Raw genomic sequence first — 17,043 nt, 5'->3', positions numbered from 1 at the left:
CTTATTCCGCGTAGGCGCCGTAGCTGCGCAGGCGCTGGTAACGCTGCTCCAGCAGGTCCGGCGCGGCGATCGCTTCGAGTTCGTCGAGCTGGTTCATCAGCACGGCCTTGAGGCGCACCGCCATCGAGCGCGCGTTGCGGTGGGCGCCGCCCAGCGGCTCGCGGATCACCTTGTCGACCAGGCCGAGCTCGTGCAGGCGCGGCGCGGTCATGCCCAGCGCCTCGGCGGCGTCGCGCGCCTTGTCCTGGCTCTTCCACAGGATCGAGGCGCAGCCTTCGGGCGAGATCACCGAATAGGTCGAGTACTGGAGCATGTTGACGCGGTCGCCCACGCCGATCGCCAGCGCGCCGCCGGAGCCGCCTTCGCCGATCACCGTGCACACGATCGGGGTCTTCAGGTCGGCCATTTCCAGCAGGTTGCGGGCGATCGCCTCGCTCTGGCCACGCTCCTCGGCGCCCACGCCGGGGTAGGCGCCGGGGGTGTCGATGAAGGTCAGCAGCGGCAGGCCGAAGCGCTCGGCCATCTTCATCAGGCGCAGCGCCTTGCGGTAACCCTCAGGGCGGGGCATGCCGAAGTTGCGGCGCACCTTGGTCTTGGTGTCGCGGCCCTTCTGGTGGCCGATGATCATCACCGGCCGGCCGTTGATGCGACCCAGGCCGCCGACGATGGCGGCGTCATCGGAAAACGCGCGGTCACCGGCCAGTTCCTGGAACTCTTCGCAGATCACGCCGATGTAGTCGAGCGTGTAGGGCCGCGCCGGATGGCGCGAAAGCTGGGTGATCTGCCAGGAGTTGAGGTTGCGGAAGATCTCGGCGGTCTTGACCTTGAGCTTCTCGCGCAGGCGCGCGACTTCCTCGTCGATGTTGAACGCCTGGCCATGGCTGGCATGGCGCAGTTCTTCGATCTTCGCTTCCAGTTCGGCGAGCGGTTGTTCGAAATCGAGGAAGTTGGGGTTCATTCGCAGGCGATTCGTGACGCTGAGCGGGCCAGTATAGCCGGGGTGGGTGCAAAGGCGGGAACGGGCGCGTATGGGGCGGCTCGCCCTGGGCGTGGCGGCGCGCACCCCGGCGCCGCGTCCGCACAGAGGCCGCCTTCGATTTCGGCACCGCGGCCTGCGCTTAGGGTGGACGGCGTTTTCTGGGGTAGGGGAGGGTTTGGGATCAGGCTTCGGACTTGACGATCCGGAGCTTCGCCGCTTCCACCCACGACAGCCCGCGCAGCGCACGGAGCAGGTCGGGGATGGCGTCCACGCGCCACTGCTCGCCCAGCTCCAGATCGGCCTGGGCGCTGCGGTTGTGGTAGCCGTGCAGGATCACCGTGGCGCGACCGCCACGGTAGCCGGCCAGCGTCTGCTTGAGTTCCTGCTCGAAACCGGGGCCGATGCCGTTGAGCTTGACCCTGAGCGCCCGGGCGTGGCGGCGGCAGGCGTCGGCCAGGGTCATGGCGCCGCGGGCGCGCAGCTGGAAGCCGCCGCCGGAGAAGTCATCGATGCGCAGGCCGCCCTCGACGATGAGCATCTCGTCGCGGGTGAGCAATGGCGCGACCTGTTGGTAGACCTCGCCGAAGAAGCTCACCTCGATGATGCCGGTGCCGTCTTCGAGCCGCACGAAGGCGTCGCTGTCGCCGCGCTTGCGTACCGCGGTGACCATGCCCGCGACGGTCCAGGGCGTGTCCGGCCCGCGGCGGAAGCGGTTTTCCTCGCCGTCGTTCTTGCGCGGCCGCGGCGGCTGGTAGCGGTCGGCGATCTCGCCCAGCGGGCAGGTGGACAGCTGGGCCAGCTCCTCGCGCCACGGGTCGGTCGGGTGGCCGGAAAGGTAGTGGCCAAGCGTCTCGCGCTCGCCCTGCAGCTTCTGCTCAAGCGGCCATTCGGGTGCGGTCGGCAGCTCGATCTGCACTGCCGGCGTGCTGGTGCCCATCAGCGCGCCGAACATGTCGTTCTGGCCGGACTGCTTGTCGCGCAGGTGCTGCTCGGCGGCCTTGATCGCGTCGGGCAGCTGCAGCATCAGGCTGGCGCGGTTGGGTGCGAGCGCATCCAGGCTGCCGGACAGGATCAGCGCTTCGAGCACGCGGCGGTTGAGCTTGGCCGAATCGACGCGCCGGCAGAAGTCGGCAAGATCCGTGTAGGGGCCGCCGCGCCGCCGCTCCTCGACGATGGACTCGCAGGCGCCCTGGCCGACGCCCTTGATGGCACCCAGGCCGTAGCGGATCACCTTCGGCTCGACGGCGACGAACATGAAGTCCGAGGCATTCACGTCCGGCGGCAGGATGGTCAGGCCGATCGCGCGCGACTCGTCCAGGAACGTCACCGCCTTGTCGGTGTTGTCCATGTCCGAGGAGATGGTCGCGGCCATGAACTCGGCCGGGTAGTGCGCCTTCAACCACGCGGTCTGATAGGAGACCAGCGCGTAAGCGGCCGCGTGCGACTTGTTGAAGCCGTAGCCGGCGAACTTCTCCATCAGGTCGAAGATGGCGTCGGCCTTGTCGCCCGGCAGCCCGTCCTTCGCGGCACCCTCGCGGAAGGTCGCGCGGTGCTTGACCATCTCCTCGACTTTCTTCTTGCCCATCGCGCGGCGCAGCAGGTCGGCGCCGCCGAGCGTATAGCCGCCGACGATCTGCGCCATCTGCATCACCTGCTCCTGGTAGACCATGATGCCGTAGGTCTCTTTCAGGATCGGTTCGACGCGCGGATCGGGATATTCCACGTCCTCGCGGCCATGCTTGCGCGCCACGAAGCTGGGAATCAGGTCCATCGGGCCGGGGCGGTACAGCGCCACCAGCGCCACGATGTCGCCGAAGCGGTCGGGCTTGGCGTCCTTGAGCATGCGCTGCATGCCGGAGGATTCAAGCTGGAATACCGCGACCGTTTGCGCCTTCTTGAGCAGCTCGTACGGCGCCGGGTCGTCCAGCGGCAATGCGCTGATGTCCAGTGGCGGCTCGCCGGCTTGGGCGCGGCGCACGTTGATCGCCTTGACTGCCCAGTCGATGATGGTGAGCGTGCGCAGACCCAGGAAGTCGAACTTGACCAGGCCGACGGCTTCCACGTCGTCCTTGTCGTACTGGGTCACCATGCCGCCGCCGCCCGGCTCGCAGTACATCGGCGCGAATTCGGTGAGCGGCCGGGGACCGATCACCACGCCGCCGGCATGCTTGCCGACGTTGCGGGTGAGGTTCTCCAGCTTGAGCGCAAGGTCGACCAGCGTGCGCGCTTCTTCGTCCTGCTCGTACAGCTCGCAGAATTCCCTGACGACGCGGTCGGGTTCCTTCCTGGACTTCTCCGAGCGGCCGAGCGCATCGGACAGCGTCAGGTCCAGCGGGCGCGGCGGGATCAGCTTGGCGATCTTGTCGACCGCGTTGTAGCCCATGCCCAGCACGCGGCCCGAATCGCGCAGCACCGCCTTGGCCGCCATCGAGCCGTAGGTGATGATTTGGCTGACGTGCTCGCGGCCGTACTTGCGCGCGACGTAGTCGATCACCTCGTCGCGCCGGTCCATGCAGAAGTCGATGTCGAAGTCGGGCATCGACACGCGTTCGGGGTTCAAGAAGCGCTCGAACAGCAGGTCGAACTGCAACGGGTCGAGGTCGGTGATCTTGAGCACCCAGGCGACCAGCGAACCGGCGCCCGAGCCGCGGCCCGGGCCGACCGGAATCCCGTTCTGCTTACCCCAGTTGATGAAGTCGGCCACGATCAGGAAGTAGCCGGGGAAGCCCATCTCGATGATGACGTCGAGCTCGCGCTCCAATCGCGCTTCGTAATCGGCCAGCGTGTAGCCGGCGGCGAGCGGATTGGCGGCGAGGCGCTCCTTCAGGCCGGCGCGCGCGGTCTCGCGGATGTAGCTGTCGAGATCGTAGCCCTGCGGCACCGGGAAGTCGGGCAGGTAATACGTGCCGAACTTCAGTTCCAGGTTGCAGCGCCTGGCGAGCTCGACCGTGTTCTCAAGCGCCTCGGGCAGATCGGCGAAGAGTTCCGCCATCTGCGTCGGGGACTTCAGGTATTGCTGGTCGGAGTAGTCGCGCGGACGCTTCGGGTCGGCCAGCACGCGCCCCTGGTTGATGCATACGCGCGCCTCGTGCGCCTCGAAGTCGTCCTGCTTGAGGAAGCGCACGTCGTTGCTGGCCAGCAGCGGCAGCTCGAGCGCATCGCCCAGCGCCAGCGCGGCGGTATTCCAGGCTTCCTCGCCTTCGCGGCCGCAGCGGGTCAGCTCCAGGTACAGGCGGTCGGGGAACAGTCGCGCCAGGGGTTGCAGCCGCGCGACGCCCGGATCCACGCCATGGCTCACCGCAATGCGGCCGACTTCGCTCTCGCGCCCGAGCAGGGCGATCAGCCCGGCAGTGGCGTCCGGGGTCAGCCAGCTCGCCTCGATCAGCGCTTTGCCGCCGTGCTGGCCGTCGCGCCAGGCCCGCGACACCAGGCGCGACAGGTTGAGATAGCCCTCGCGGTTCTGGCAGACCAGGGTCAGTCGCCACGGGCGCGGATCGTCTGGCGAGCCGACCCACAGGTCGCAACCGCCGATCGGCTTGATGCCCGCACCGCTGCACGCCTTGTAGAACTTCACCAGCGCGAACATGTTGCTGTCGTCGGTGAGCGCCACCGCCGGCATGCCTTCGCGCACGCATGCATCGACCAGCGCCTTGATGCGGATGGTCGAGTCGACCAGCGAGTACTCGCTGTGCAGGTGGAAGTGGACGAAGCGTGCGGACATCAAGGACTCGGGAGCATTCCCCGGCTTAGTCCGTGAAGGCTACGCTGCGGTGCCCGCTTCCCACAAGCTTGACAGCGGAGACGGCCTCGCGGCCGTGCTCAATGGACGAAAAACCGCTCGTCGTCCTCGTTCCACTCGACATAGTGGTCGAAGCCGCTGGTCTCCAGCGAATGCCGGTCGTAGTCGACGTGGTGGTAGTAGGGATCGCTGGCGGGACGAGCCTTGTCGGCTTCGACGGTGGGACTGGCCGATGGCGCGGCGAAGGGCTTGAGTGCAGAGCGCACGTGGAAGAAGCGCGACAACATGGCACGACTCCTGCGGAGGGGTTCCGCGGTGGAGGACACGGCGTCCGTGCGAACGCTGGAAGAGGCCGCTTGGCCGTCTTCCCACGTGGATAGGATGCTCCACTTTCGCGAAAAGTTGCATAGACCTATGGCCTATTTTCCCCCGGGTGCAGCGCGTTGTCGCGCCCGGTCGCGAGGACGATCGGCCCGCCGGGCAGCGCGGTCAGGAGCCCTTTGCCGCGGCCTGCGGTTCCTGCAGCAACGCGTTGATCTCGGCGAGCAGGCTGTCGAGCATGTCCTCTCCGTAGCCGACGTGCACGTGCGCTACCGTGCCATCCCGCCGCAGCATTACCATCACGGGAATGCTGCGGTCGGCGCCGTAGGGCTTGCCGATCTCGCCGTGGCGGTCCCAGGTGGCGAGCACGCCCGGCGCCTGCCTGCGCAGCACGCCGCTGGTGTGGCGGAAGACGTCGCGGTCTTCCTGGGAGTTGATCAGCACGACCTGCAGCGGGAGGTGCTTTTCGTCCGCGACGTTCTGAAGGCTGGCCAGTACCGGCATCTCCTTCATGCAGTAGCCACACCAGGTGGCCCAGAAGCTGAGCACCACGACCTTGCCGTGCAGTGCCGGCACGTCGAGCGCGTGCCCGTGCAGGTCCGAGCCGAGCGCGGAAGGCGCGGGTTCGCCCGGTTTGACGTCCGCGCGGGCGCCAAAGCCCAACGCCAGACCCAGCAGGGCCAATGCGATCTTGCGAAGCATGCGTTTCTCCCCCGACGAACAGGTGGCCACCGAAGGTGGCGGCGTCACGCCTCCCGGCGTGGCGCGTCATCGTATGTCAGAACAGGGTGCCCTGGTCGAACAGCAGCTTCACGGGCGCAAAGCTGCGCCGGTGCAGCGCACAGGGCCCGAGCTGCCGGAGCGCGGCCAGGTGTTCGGGGGTGGAATAACCCTTGTGGCTGGCGAAACCGTAGCCGGGATGGTGCGCGTCCAGCGTGCACATCAGCCGATCGCGGGTGACCTTGGCGATGATCGAGGCGGCACTGATCGCAGGCTTCAACGCGTCGCCGCCGACGATGGCCTTGCCGGGACAGGGCAAGGCCTTGGGAAGCTGGTTGCCGTCGACCCAGGCCTCGTGCGCGGCAACCTTCAGGCCGGCGACGGCGCGACACATCCCGGCCATGGTCGCCTGGAAGATGTTGATGCGATCGATCTCATCCACCTCGACCAGCACCACGTGCCAGGCCAGCGCGCGCTGGACGATCTGCGCGTAGAGCGCTTCGCGGCGGGCCTCGGTGAGTTTCTTGGAGTCGTCCAGGCCTTCGATCTTGTGCCGCGGGTTGAGGATCACGGCCGCGACCGCCAGCGGGCCGGCCAGTGGGCCGCGACCGGCTTCATCCACGCCGGCGATGAGACGCCTGGTTCTTGGCGCGGCCTTGGCTGGAGGTACCGGTGAACCGGTTTCTTCTCCACTCGGGGCGCGCTCCGCGGCCAATGCGTCGCGAAGGCCGCTCCCCACCGTGCTCTCCACCGGGGATCGAGGAAGCAGAGCGGTGGCTTCGTCGAGATCGTCAGGACGCACGCGGAGTCTCCAGCAACTCGGCCACGGCAGCGGCCGCGCGTTCGCCCGCGCCCCCTTCCTCGGAGCCGCGCAGCGCCCGGTGCAAGTGCTCGAACGCGGCGACTACCTGGCCGCGCCGTTCGCTGTCGGCAAACAGCGCCAGCGTCGCCCGGGCGAGGTTCTCCGCCGTGCACTCGTCCTGCATCAGCTCGGGAACCACTTTGTCCTGGCCCAGGCCGCAGGCGCGCGCCAGGATGTTCGGCAGCGCGTAGACGTCGGTCTTGAGCATGTTGAAAGCGCGGGCGATGCGATAGCTCCACGGCGACACGCGGTAGCCGACCACCATCGGCCGCTTGGCCAGCATCGCTTCGAGCGTGGCCGTGCCGGAGGCGAGCAACACCACGTCGGCGGCCTGCATGGCTTCGTGCGCATGCCCTTCGATCAGCAGCGGTGCGCTCTCGTCGCGCGGGCCACTGGCCAGCGAAGCCTTCAGGCGCGCGTGCACTTGTGGGTTGGCCGCGGGGACCACGATGCGAAGGCCGGGCAGGGCCGCGCCGACGCGACGGGCCGCGTCGATGAAGATCGCGCCCAGCCTGTCGATTTCGGAAGGCCGGCTACCTGGGAGTACGGCGAGCACCGGCGCGTCCTGCGGCAGTTGCAGCACGTCGCGCGCGCCCACGCGGTCGGAAACCAGCGCGAAGCGGTCGGCCAGCGGGTGGCCGACGAAGCGGGCATCGACGCCGTGGCGTTGGTAGATCGGTGGCTCCATCGGGAACAGGCACAGCACTTGATCGGCGCTCAGGCCGATCTTCTCCGCACGTTTTTCGCGCCAGGCCCATACCGAGGGGCTGACGTAGTGAACGGTGCGCAGTCCCGCCTCGCGCAGGCGACGTTCCACGCCGAGGTTGAAGTCCGGCGCGTCGATACCGACCACCACGTCCGGGCGCGCCTCGCGCAGGCGACCGAGCAGCGCCTTGCGCAGCCGCAGCAGCCGCGGCAGGTGCCGGACCACTTCGGCGAAACCCATCACCGACAGCTCGCGGATGTCGTACCAGGACTCGAAACCCTCGCGCTGCATGCGCGCGCCGCCGATACCGACGAAGCGGGCCTGCGGATAGCGCTTGCGCAGCGCGGCGATCAGCTCGGCGCCGAGCTGGTCGCCGGAGTCTTCGCCGGCGATGAGGGCGATGAGGGGGGAGGAACTCATGGAGCGGCAGTGTAGCGGCGAAGGCGGCGGGGGTCACCGCAACAGCGGCCCGGGCCGCCCGGCACCGTAGCGAGGAGAGGCGGACGCGATCGCGCTTGATTACCGCGCCAGCGAGCGCTCGCTGCGCTCCAGGAATGCGAGCATCTCGCGCACGTCGTCGCTGTCCTGCGCCTGGGTGGCGAGCTGCACGCGCGCCTCCGGCAGCGACAGCCCGGCCATGTACAGCGTGCGGTAGGCGCGCTTGATCGCCGAAATGCGCGGCGCATCGAAGCCGCGGCGCTTGAGGCCCTCGCTGTTGATGCCGCGCGGGCGGCCGTGCTGCTCGTTGGCCATCATCACGAACGGCGGCACGTCGGAGCCGACCAGGCAGCCCATGCCAATGAAGGCGTGCGCGCCGACCTTGCAGAACTGATGCACGCCGGCGTAACCGGAAACGATCACCCAGTCGCCGATTTCCACGTGCCCGGCCAGGGCCGAGTAGTTGGAGAACACCACGCGGTTGCCGACCTGGCAGTCGTGCGCGATATGCACGTAGGCGAGCAGCCAGTTGTCGTCGCCGATGCGGGTGATGCCGCCGCCCTCGCCGGTACCGCGGTTGATGGTGACGAACTCGCGGATCAGGTTGCGGTCGCCGATCACCAGTTCGGTGCGCTCGCCGGAAAACTTCTTGTCCTGCGCCGCGCCGCCGATCGAGGCAAACTGGCTGATCCGGTTTTCGCGCCCGATCCGCGTCGGGCCCTCGATCACCACGTGCGGGCCGATCACCGTCCCCTCGCCGATCTCCACCTCCGCACCGATCACGCTGTAGGCGCCAATGGCGACATTCCTGCCGATGACGGCACTGGGATCGATCTGCGCGGTGGGATGGATCATTTGTCGGCCCTCGCGGCGCACATCAGCTCGCAGCTGGCCACTTCCTTGCCTTCGACCAGCGAGCGTGCGACGAACAGGCCCATGCCGCGCATCAGGCGCTTGAGCGAGACTTCCAGGCGCAACTGGTCGCCGGGCACGACCGGGGCGTTGAAGCGGGCGTTGTCGACCTTGGCCAGGTAGAACAGCGGGCTGCCCTGATCGCCCTTCATGCGGCTGGAGATCTGCGTCAGCAGGCCGGCGGCCTGGGCCATCGCCTCGACGATCAGCACGCCGGGCATGACCGGATGGCCGGGGAAATGGCCGAGGAAGAAGTGTTCGTTGATGGTCACGTTCTTCAGTGCCACCACGCTCTTGTCCGGCACCAGTTCGATCACGCGGTCGACCAGCAGGAACGGATAGCGGTGCGGCAGCAGTTGCTGGATCTGCTCCACGTTGACCGGCAGGGCCAAGGTCGCGGGGTTGTCACTCATCGTTACTGTCCTTCTCCAGCGCCGACAGGCGGCGCGCGTACTGATCCAGGTGCTTGAAGCGGGCAGCGTTCTTGCGCCACTGGCGGTTGTCCTGCAGCGGCACGCCCGAGGAATATTCGCCCGGCTCGCGAATCGAATGCGTGACCAGGCTCTTGGCGGTAATGGTAACCCGGTCGGCCAGCTCCAGATGGCCAAGCACGCCGGCGTTGCCACCGATCTGGCAGTAGCGGCCGATCCGGGCGCTGCCCGCGACTGCGGCGCAGCCGGCCATGGCCGTGTGCGCGCCGATGTGGACGTTGTGGGCGATCTGGATCTGGTTGTCCAGCCGCACATCCTCTTCCAGCACGGTGTCTTCCAGCGCGCCGCGGTCGATCGTGGTGTTGGCGCCGACCTCGCAATCGTCGCCGATGCGCACGCCGCCCAGCTGCGGGATCTTCACCCAGTGGTCGCGCTCGAAGGCCAGGCCGAAGCCGTCCGAACCGATCACCGCGCCCGGGTGCACCAGCACCCGCCTGCCCAGCGTCACCCGCGTCACAAGTGTCACGCGCGCGACCAGCCGCGATTGCGCGCCTACCGTGCAGTCCGGACCGATGATGCAGTGCGGGCCGAGCACCGCACCATCCTCGACCACCGCGCCATCCTCGATCACGCAGTGTGGCCCGATGCTTGCGCTGGCGCTCACTTTCGCGCTGGTGGCGACGACCGCGCTGGGGTGGATGCCGCGGGGGGCGGCTGGCAGACGCTCGAACAGCGCGGCGATCTTCGCGTAGGCGACATACGGGTCGGCGGCGATGAGCGCGGCAGTGGGGCAATCGCCCACGTTCTCTTCGCGCAGTACCACCACGCCCGCCCGGGTAGCCCTCAGCTGGGCGGTGTATTTGCTGTTGGAGAGGAAGCTGAGCTGGTCCGGCTGCGCCGCGGCGAGCGTGCCCACGCCACCGATCCGTCGCTTGCCGTCGCCGTGGAAGGCGAAGCCGAACCGCTCGGCGAGTTCGGCCACGGTGTAGATGTGCTCGCTCATGCGCGCTCCTTTGGGGCAGGGCATTGTAGGCGAGGGCGAGGCTGGGAACGACTCCCGCAGTCCTGCAGGGATCATCCGGTCCAAAACAAAACGCGGCCGTCGGGCCGCGTTTTGGTCGGATCATGTCCTGCGGTCAGAACTGGCTGCCGAAGGTGAACTGGATGCGCTCCTCGTAGTGGCGATCCTCCGGCTTGGACCGGATCGGCACCGCGAAATTGATGATCAGCGGGCCGATCGGCGCCTGCCACTGCAGCGCGATACCGGCCGAGGCGCGCAGCTCGCTGGCATCGAAGGCCTGGTAGTTGCGGAACGCGTTGCCGACGTCGACGAAGGCGGACACACGCGCCGTGTTGATGTCCTTGAGGAACGGCAGGGGGATGAACACCTGCGCCGTGCCCAGCACCTTGAAGGCGCCGCCGATCGGCTGCGCATACTGGTAGTAGCCGCCAGTGCAGGTGCCGTTGGCATTGGGCGTACTGGAGGTGCCGGATGCACCAATGCACACCTTCGGGCCCAGCGTGTTGTCCTGGAAACCGCGCACGTCGCGCACGCCACCGGAGTAGAAGTTTTCCCAGAACGGGAAATCGTAGGGTTGGCCGGCCACGAAGTCGCCGAAGGTGCGGCTGTAGGTCTGGTTGCCATAGCTGTCGCCGTAGCCGACCTGGCCGTCCAGGTACAGCACGAAACCGCCGCCGACCGGCCAGTAGTGGTTGGCCTCGCCCATGAACTTCCAGTACTGCACGGTGGAACCGGGTAGCGCCACCTCGGTGCTGGCCGAGAGCAGGCCGCCGCGGGTGGGAGCCCAGTAGCCATTGCGGGTGTCATGGGTCCAGCCCAGCGTCCCGGTCCAGGAGTGCACGGTCCGGTTGCCGATGGCGTTCTGGTAGTCCACCAGCACCTGCGGGGTGATGTTCTGGTAGGTGTTGATCTTGTTGCTGGACAGCCCCATGCCGACGCGCAAGCCGTCGGTCTCGCTGATCGGGATGCCGAGGTAGGTCGAAAACGCCTTGGTGCTGTTTTCGTAGTTCGCGAAGTCGGTGTTGCCGTAATCGGTCTTGGAGTAGCTCGCGCTGTAGCCGATGCCGATGTTGTTGTCGGTCAGGTACGGGTTGTAGTAGCTGGCGGTGACGCGCGAGTAGTACGAACTGTGTTCGGCGCCCACGCTGAAGCTGTCGCCGGTGCCCAGGAAGTTGTTCTGCGATACCGAGGCGTTGAGGATCACGCCCGAGTACTGCGAGTAACCCACGCCGAACATCAGGCTGCCGGCGGACTGCTCTTCCACCTTCACGGTGACGTCGACCGCATCCTGCGAGCCCGGCACGCGTTGCTTGTCGATGTCGACCTTCTTGAAGTAGCCCAGGCGCTGCAGGCGAATCTTGGAGCGGTCGACCGCCGCCTGCGAGTACACCGTGCCTTCGAGCTGGCGCATCTCGCGGCGCAGCACGTCATCCTCGGTGCGGGTATTGCCCTGGAAAACGACCCGGCGCACGTACACGCGCTGGCCCGGCTCGATGAAGAAGGTCATGTCGACCGTGCGCTTGTCCTTGTCCAGCTTGGGCACCGGCGTGACCTTGGCATAGGCGTAGCCGATGTTGGCCAGGATGCCCTTGATCGCGTCCGAGGTGCCTTCGACCGCGGCGCGGTTGAAGGTGTCGCCCTTCTTGACGAACACCAGCTTGCGCAGCGTGTCCTCGGGCAGGATCAGCTCGCCGAGCAGGTGCACGTCCGAGACGGTGTAGATCTCGCCTTCCTTGATGCTGGCGGCGATGTACATCGCGCGCTTGTCCGGCGCGATGGTGACCTGGGTGGAGTCCACGCCGAAGTCGGCGTAGCCGCGGTTCATGTAGAACGACTGCAGCTTCTCCAGGTCGCCGGAGAGTTTTTCGCGCGAGTACTGGTCGTCCTTGGAATACCAGGACATCCAGTTGGTGGTGTCGGACTCGAAGTCCTCGCGGATGTCCTTGTCCAGGAACGCGGTGTTGCCGACGATGTTCAGCTGCTTGATGCGCGCGGCCTTGCCCTCGCGGATCTCGATGTCGATCGCCACGCGGTTGCGGTCCAGCCGGGTCACGTGCGGCTCGACCGAGACGTTGTACTTGCCGCGGTTGTAGTACTGGCGGATCAGTTCCTGCTGCACGCGGTCCAGCGACAGCCGGTCGAAGGTCTCGCCCTCGGACAGGCCGATCTCCTTCAGGCCCTTGCGCAGGTCCTCTTCCTTGATGTCCTTGTTGCCGCGCAGGGTGAGCTTGGCGATGGACGGGCGCTCGACCACCTTGATCACCAGGATGTTGCCCTCGCGCGAAAGCTCCACGTCGCTGAAGAACTTGGTGTCGTACAGGGCGCGGATCGCGCGGGCCGCCTCCTCGTCGGTCAGGCGGTCGCCCTTGTTGACCGGCAGGTAGTTGTAGACCGTGCCGGCGGAGATGCGGTTGAGGCCATCGATACGGATATCGGAGACGACGAACGGCTCGAACGCCAGGACATTGGCGGAGAGGGAGGCAAGCAGTAGCAGGGCGGCGATACGCTTCATCGTCGATTCCGGTGGGTTATTCCGACGGCCGGCCGCGAGGCCGTTCCAGCATGTTCTGAAGGGAAGGGGCCGAGCCCCGTCCCGGAATGCACCCGCGCGCCGTGGCGGGCGTTACTGCCACGACAAGGCCGATGGCCGCGGGGAAGAGCGCTCGCGTCACGAAAGCAGGGTGCGGTGTATGTCGTTGTAGAACGCCAGCCCCATCAGCGTGAACAGCAGGACCAGGCCAATGTACTGGCCGATCATCTGGGTCCGCTCGCTTACCGGGCTGCCTTTGACCAACTCGATAAGGTAATACAGCAGGTGACCGCCGTCCAAGACGGGGATCGGAAGCAGGTTGAGGATCGCCAGGCTGAGCGAGACCAGCGCCAGGAAACGGAGGAAATACGGGAGGCCCGCCTGGGCGGACTGGTTGGCGACCTGGGCAATGCCGATCACGCCGGACAGGTTCTTCGTCGACGCGTCGCCGGTGACCATCTTGCCGATCATGGTGAACGTCTGGCGCGTGGTGTCCCAGGTGGAGCCCAGCGCTGCGCCCAACGCCTTGACCGGGCCGTACCGCCTCGTCACGTTCTCCGGGGGGATCGCGCCCACGCCGACGGACCATCGGGCCGGTTGCCCCTGCAGGGACTCGTAGCGGGCGACGACCGGCAGGTGCAGGGTCTGTTGGCCGCGGCGCACGGCCACGTCCAGCTTCGGCGACTGCGCGGCTGCGTCGCGGACCGCCTTGGCGAAGTCGTCGAAATCGGCCACGGCTTTGCCGTTGACCGCCAGCAGGACGTCACCCGACTGCATGCCCGCCTGCGCGGCCGGCTGGCCGGGCATCACCGTGGCGACGACCGCCGGCGGCGGGGCCAGCTTGAGTCCCAGCTTGTCGAAGTACTTGTCGATGCTGCGACCGGCCGGCAGCTCCTGCAGCGGCAGGACCACGTCGCGCTGGTTGCCGTCGCGCCCGCGCACGACCACCGGCAGCGGCTCCCGCCCGAGCAGGGCGGTGGCGATGCCGTCCATCGCGTCGCTCAGGGTGGCCACCGGTTCGCCGTCCACGCGCAGCAGGCGATCGCCCGACTGAATGCCGGCGATGGCGGCCATGCTGCCGGGCGTTGCGGTGACCACCGGCGCGGCATCCGGACGGCCAAGCATGAACATCAGCCACAACGCGGCCACGGCGAAGACCAGGTTGAAGCCTGGGCCGGCAATGACGATGGCGATGCGCTTCCATACGCTCTTGCTGGTGAACTCGACATCGCGCAAGGCGGGGTCGACGTCACCTTCGCGCGCGTCGAGCATCTTCACGTAGCCGCCCAGCGGGATCATCGCGACCTGGTATTCGGTGCCGTCGCGTCCGATGCGGTTCCACACGGCGCGGCCGAAGCCGACCGAGAAGCGCAGCACCTTGACCCCGCAGCGGCGCGCGACCCAGTAATGGCCGAACTCATGGAAAGTCACCAGCACGCCCAGCGTGACCAGCAACCAGAACACCGAGCCGAAGAAGGGATTCATCAAAAAAACCTGGGGTTACTTCTCTGTCCGAGCTTATCAGCAAGCCGTTCGCAACTTCCGGCGCGCCACCATGCGCGCCTGCGCATCGCGCTCGCGCAGCGCCTGGACATCGACCACGGGCTGGGCCGGCAGTTCCGCAAGCACGCCCTCGACCAGCTCGGGGATGGACAGGAAGGGCAGCGCGCCGCCCAGGAACGCCTCGACCGCGACCTCGTTGGCCGCGTTGAGGATGGCCGGCGCGTCGCCGCCCTCGCGCAGGGCGGCGAAGGCCAGCGCCAGGCAGCGGAAGGTCTGCAGGTCCGGCTTCTCGAAGGCCAGCGGGGCGCAGGAAGCCAGGTCCAGCGGCGCGACCCCCGCCTCGATGCGGTCGGGCCAGGCCAGCGCATGGGCGATCGCCGTTCGCATGTCCGGGTTGCCCAGCTGGGCGAGCACGGAACCGTCGGCATACTCGACCATCGAGTGGATCATGCTCTGCGGATGCACCACCACCTCGATGCGCTCGGGCGCGGCGCCGAACAGGTGGTGCGCCTCGATCACTTCCAGGCCCTTGTTCATCAGCGTGGCCGAGTCCACGGAAATCTTGCGGCCCATCACCCAGTTGGGATGCTTGCAGGCCTGCTCGGGCGTGACGGCGGCGAGTTCGGCGCGGCTCCTGCCGCGGAACGGGCCACCCGAGGCGGTCAGGATCAGTCGCCGCACGCCATGCGCATCGAGTTCCGGCCGACCGCCGGGAAGGCACTGGAAGATCGCGTTGTGCTCGGAGTCGACCGGCACCAGCTCGCCGCCGCCCTCGCGCAGCGCGGCCAGCAACAGCGGCCCGGCCATCACGATCGATTCCTTGTTGGCCAGCAGCAGGCGCTTGCCGGTGCGGGCCGCGGCCAGGGTCGACTCCAGCCCGGCGGCACCGACGATGGCGGCGACCACGGTGTCGCACAACGGACCGGATGCGGCGAGCGTGATGGCCTCGGCACCGCTGGCGACGTCGCACTGCACGCCGGCGGCGGCAAGCTGGCGGACCAGGGTGCCCTCCATGGCCGGGTCGGCGACGATCGCCAGGTCCGGCCGATGCGTCGCGCACAGCGCGACCAGTGCCTCGACGTTGCGATGGGCCACCAGCACGCTCGCTCGGAAGCGTTCGGGGTGGCGGGAGATCACATCGAGCGTGCTGCCGCCGATCGAGCCGGTGGCGCCCAGTACCGCGACCCGGCGGAGCGTAGAGGTACTCATAAACCCAGCAGCAGCTTGCCCAGCGCGAACACCGGCACGGCCGCGAACACGCTGTCCATGCGATCGAGCAGGCCACCGTGGCCAGGGAACATGCGGCCGGAATCCTTCACCTGGGCGTGCCGCTTCATCAGGCTTTCGATCAGGTCGCCGACGACCGATGCGGCCACCGTGAGCACAGCCAGCAAGGCCAGCGCCAGCAGGCGCCAGCTTTCCACCCCGAGCAGCACGCCGCCGGCCACGGCCACCAGCGCGCCCGCGACGAAGGCCCCGCCTACGCCGGCCCACGTCTTGCCCGGGCTGATGTTGGGCGCGAGCTTGCGCTTGCCCAGGAAGCGGCCGCTGAAATACGCCCCGATGTCGGCGGCCCACACGATCAGCAGCGTCAGCAGCGTCCACCAATGGCCGTAAGGCTCGCTCGCGTGGATCGCCAGCAGGCCCACGAACGCCGGAAAGATCACCAGCGCGCCGGCGGCGAGCTTGAGGTTGCGGTTTTCCGTCGTGGGTGCGGCAGCGAACGCGAAGTGTTTGAGCCACACGCAGGCCAACGCCCACCAGGCGGCACCCGCGACGAGGGCCGCCCACTGGATCGTATCGCGCAGCCACCAAAGCAGCGCAAACACCACCAGCGCTCCTCCCAGGAGCAACGCCCGCACCGGCCGGTTGCGCAGGCCGGAGAGGCGTGTCCACTCCCACAGCCCGGCGAGGAATGCGGCCACTGTCACCAGCGCGAACAGCCATGTCCAGCCAGGCGGCAGCAGGATTACCAGGATCGCGAAGGGCGCGAGCAGCAGGGCGGTGAGGGTGCGTTGGAGCAGCATCGAGGATCCTTGGGGTTACCGATCGATCATACGGATCGGGCGACCTGCTCGCCGGTCTTGCCATAACGGCGTTCGCGGTGGGCAAAGTCCTCGATGGCGCGGGCCAGGCAAGCCTGGTCGAAATCCGGCCACAAGGTGTCGGTGAAGTAGAGCTCGGCGTAAGCCAGCTGCCAGAGCAGGAAGTTGCTGACGCGCACTTCGCCGCCGGTACGGATGAACAGATCCAGCGGGGGCAGTTCGGCCAGGGACGTATAGCCGCCCAGACACGCTTCGTCGATGTCTTCCACGCGCAGTTCGCCTTGCACCACCGCGATCGCCGCCTGCCGGGCGGCATGCACGATGTCCCAACGGCCGCCGTAGTTGACCGCGATGTTGAGCGCGAGCTTGAGGTTGTCCGCAGTGCGCGCCATCGCCAGCTCCATGCGCTGGCGCAGCTCGGCGTGAAACGCGCTGAGGTCGCCGATGAAACGCAGCCGCACGCCTTGCTCGTGCAACTCGTCGACCTCCTTGTCCAGCGCGCGCAGGAACAGTTCCATCAGCGCGCCGACCTCCTCGTCCGGGCGGCGCCAGTTCTCGCTGGAGAAGGCGAACAATGTCAACGCCTCCACGCCCTGGCGCAGGCAGCCCTCGACCACCTCGCGCACGGCCTTGCGGCCGGCGTTGTGGCCGAAACTGCGCGGGCGCAGGCGAGCCTTGGCCCAGCGGCCGTTGCCGTCCATCACGATGGCGATGTGGCGGGGAATGGTCATGGATGCGCGCGACTGAATCCTTCTCCCTCCCGGGGAGAAGGTGGCCCGAAGGGTCGGATGAGGGGTTGTGGCTCGCCGAGGCGGCGTGTGCGAGCTTCGGAGCGA

General features: G+C 67.7%; 14 protein-coding genes. All 14 read right to left on the bottom strand.

Going from position 1 to position 17,043, the window contains the following annotated elements:
- Position 1: 1 nt before the first annotated feature.
- A complete protein-coding gene (locus ACFWZ1_RS13540) occupies positions 2 to 958 on the bottom strand; it encodes an acetyl-CoA carboxylase carboxyltransferase subunit alpha (protein WP_231321266.1) in 957 nt (318 codons plus the stop codon).
- Between the two features lie 202 nt (positions 959 to 1,160).
- Entirely contained in the window at positions 1,161 to 4,703 is a 3,543-nt protein-coding gene (dnaE, locus tag ACFWZ1_RS13535; RefSeq protein WP_231321265.1) for a DNA polymerase III subunit alpha, read from the bottom strand.
- A gap of 95 nt (positions 4,704 to 4,798) precedes the next feature.
- On the bottom strand, positions 4,799 to 5,005 hold the full coding sequence (locus ACFWZ1_RS13530) for a hypothetical protein (RefSeq protein ID WP_439666778.1): 207 nt from the start codon (positions 5,003 to 5,005) through the stop codon (positions 4,799 to 4,801).
- A gap of 202 nt (positions 5,006 to 5,207) precedes the next feature.
- Positions 5,208 to 5,741, bottom strand: a complete 534-nt coding sequence (locus tag ACFWZ1_RS13525) for a TlpA family protein disulfide reductase (protein ID WP_231321263.1) — start codon at positions 5,739 to 5,741, stop codon at positions 5,208 to 5,210.
- Between the two features lie 76 nt (positions 5,742 to 5,817).
- On the bottom strand, positions 5,818 to 6,474 hold the full coding sequence (rnhB, locus tag ACFWZ1_RS13520; RefSeq protein WP_439666903.1) for a ribonuclease HII: 657 nt from the start codon (positions 6,472 to 6,474) through the stop codon (positions 5,818 to 5,820).
- Between the two features lie 76 nt (positions 6,475 to 6,550).
- Entirely contained in the window at positions 6,551 to 7,747 is a 1,197-nt protein-coding gene (gene lpxB / locus ACFWZ1_RS13515) for a lipid-A-disaccharide synthase (protein WP_439666777.1), read from the bottom strand.
- 99 nt (positions 7,748 to 7,846) lie between these two features.
- Positions 7,847 to 8,620: an acyl-ACP--UDP-N-acetylglucosamine O-acyltransferase gene (gene lpxA, locus ACFWZ1_RS13510; RefSeq protein WP_231321261.1), complete on the bottom strand. Its 774-nt coding sequence runs from the start codon at positions 8,618 to 8,620 to the stop codon at positions 7,847 to 7,849.
- Positions 8,617 to 9,090, bottom strand: a complete 474-nt coding sequence (fabZ, locus tag ACFWZ1_RS13505; protein WP_231321260.1) for a 3-hydroxyacyl-ACP dehydratase FabZ — start codon at positions 9,088 to 9,090, stop codon at positions 8,617 to 8,619. Before fabZ ends, lpxA begins: the two co-directional genes overlap by 4 nt.
- Positions 9,083 to 10,111, bottom strand: a complete 1,029-nt coding sequence (gene lpxD / locus ACFWZ1_RS13500; RefSeq protein WP_439666776.1) for a UDP-3-O-(3-hydroxymyristoyl)glucosamine N-acyltransferase — start codon at positions 10,109 to 10,111, stop codon at positions 9,083 to 9,085. The genes fabZ and lpxD overlap by 8 nt, the downstream gene beginning before the upstream one ends.
- 133 nt (positions 10,112 to 10,244) lie before the next feature.
- A complete protein-coding gene (bamA, locus tag ACFWZ1_RS13495) occupies positions 10,245 to 12,641 on the bottom strand; it encodes an outer membrane protein assembly factor BamA (RefSeq protein WP_231321257.1) in 2,397 nt (798 codons plus the stop codon).
- Positions 12,642 to 12,797: 156 nt separating this feature from the next.
- Positions 12,798 to 14,144, bottom strand: coding sequence for an RIP metalloprotease RseP (rseP, locus tag ACFWZ1_RS13490; RefSeq protein ID WP_439666775.1), 1,347 nt, complete (start codon positions 14,142 to 14,144; stop codon positions 12,798 to 12,800).
- 36 nt (positions 14,145 to 14,180) lie between these two features.
- Complete coding sequence (locus ACFWZ1_RS13485; RefSeq protein WP_439666774.1) at positions 14,181 to 15,371, bottom strand: 1-deoxy-D-xylulose-5-phosphate reductoisomerase; 1,191 nt, start codon at positions 15,369 to 15,371, stop codon at positions 14,181 to 14,183.
- Entirely contained in the window at positions 15,368 to 16,189 is an 822-nt protein-coding gene (locus tag ACFWZ1_RS13480) for a phosphatidate cytidylyltransferase (protein WP_231321252.1), read from the bottom strand. The genes ACFWZ1_RS13485 and ACFWZ1_RS13480 overlap by 4 nt, the downstream gene beginning before the upstream one ends.
- 26 nt (positions 16,190 to 16,215) lie before the next feature.
- Positions 16,216 to 16,938: a polyprenyl diphosphate synthase gene (gene uppS, locus ACFWZ1_RS13475; RefSeq protein WP_439666773.1), complete on the bottom strand. Its 723-nt coding sequence runs from the start codon at positions 16,936 to 16,938 to the stop codon at positions 16,216 to 16,218.
- Positions 16,939 to 17,043 lie beyond the last annotated feature (105 nt).

The sequence above is a fragment of the Frateuria sp. GZRe14 genome (assembly GCF_051900395.1).
GTDB lineage: Bacteria > Pseudomonadota > Gammaproteobacteria > Xanthomonadales > Rhodanobacteraceae > Frateuria_A > Frateuria_A edaphi.
This window is presented reverse-complemented; position numbering and strand designations above follow the sequence as displayed.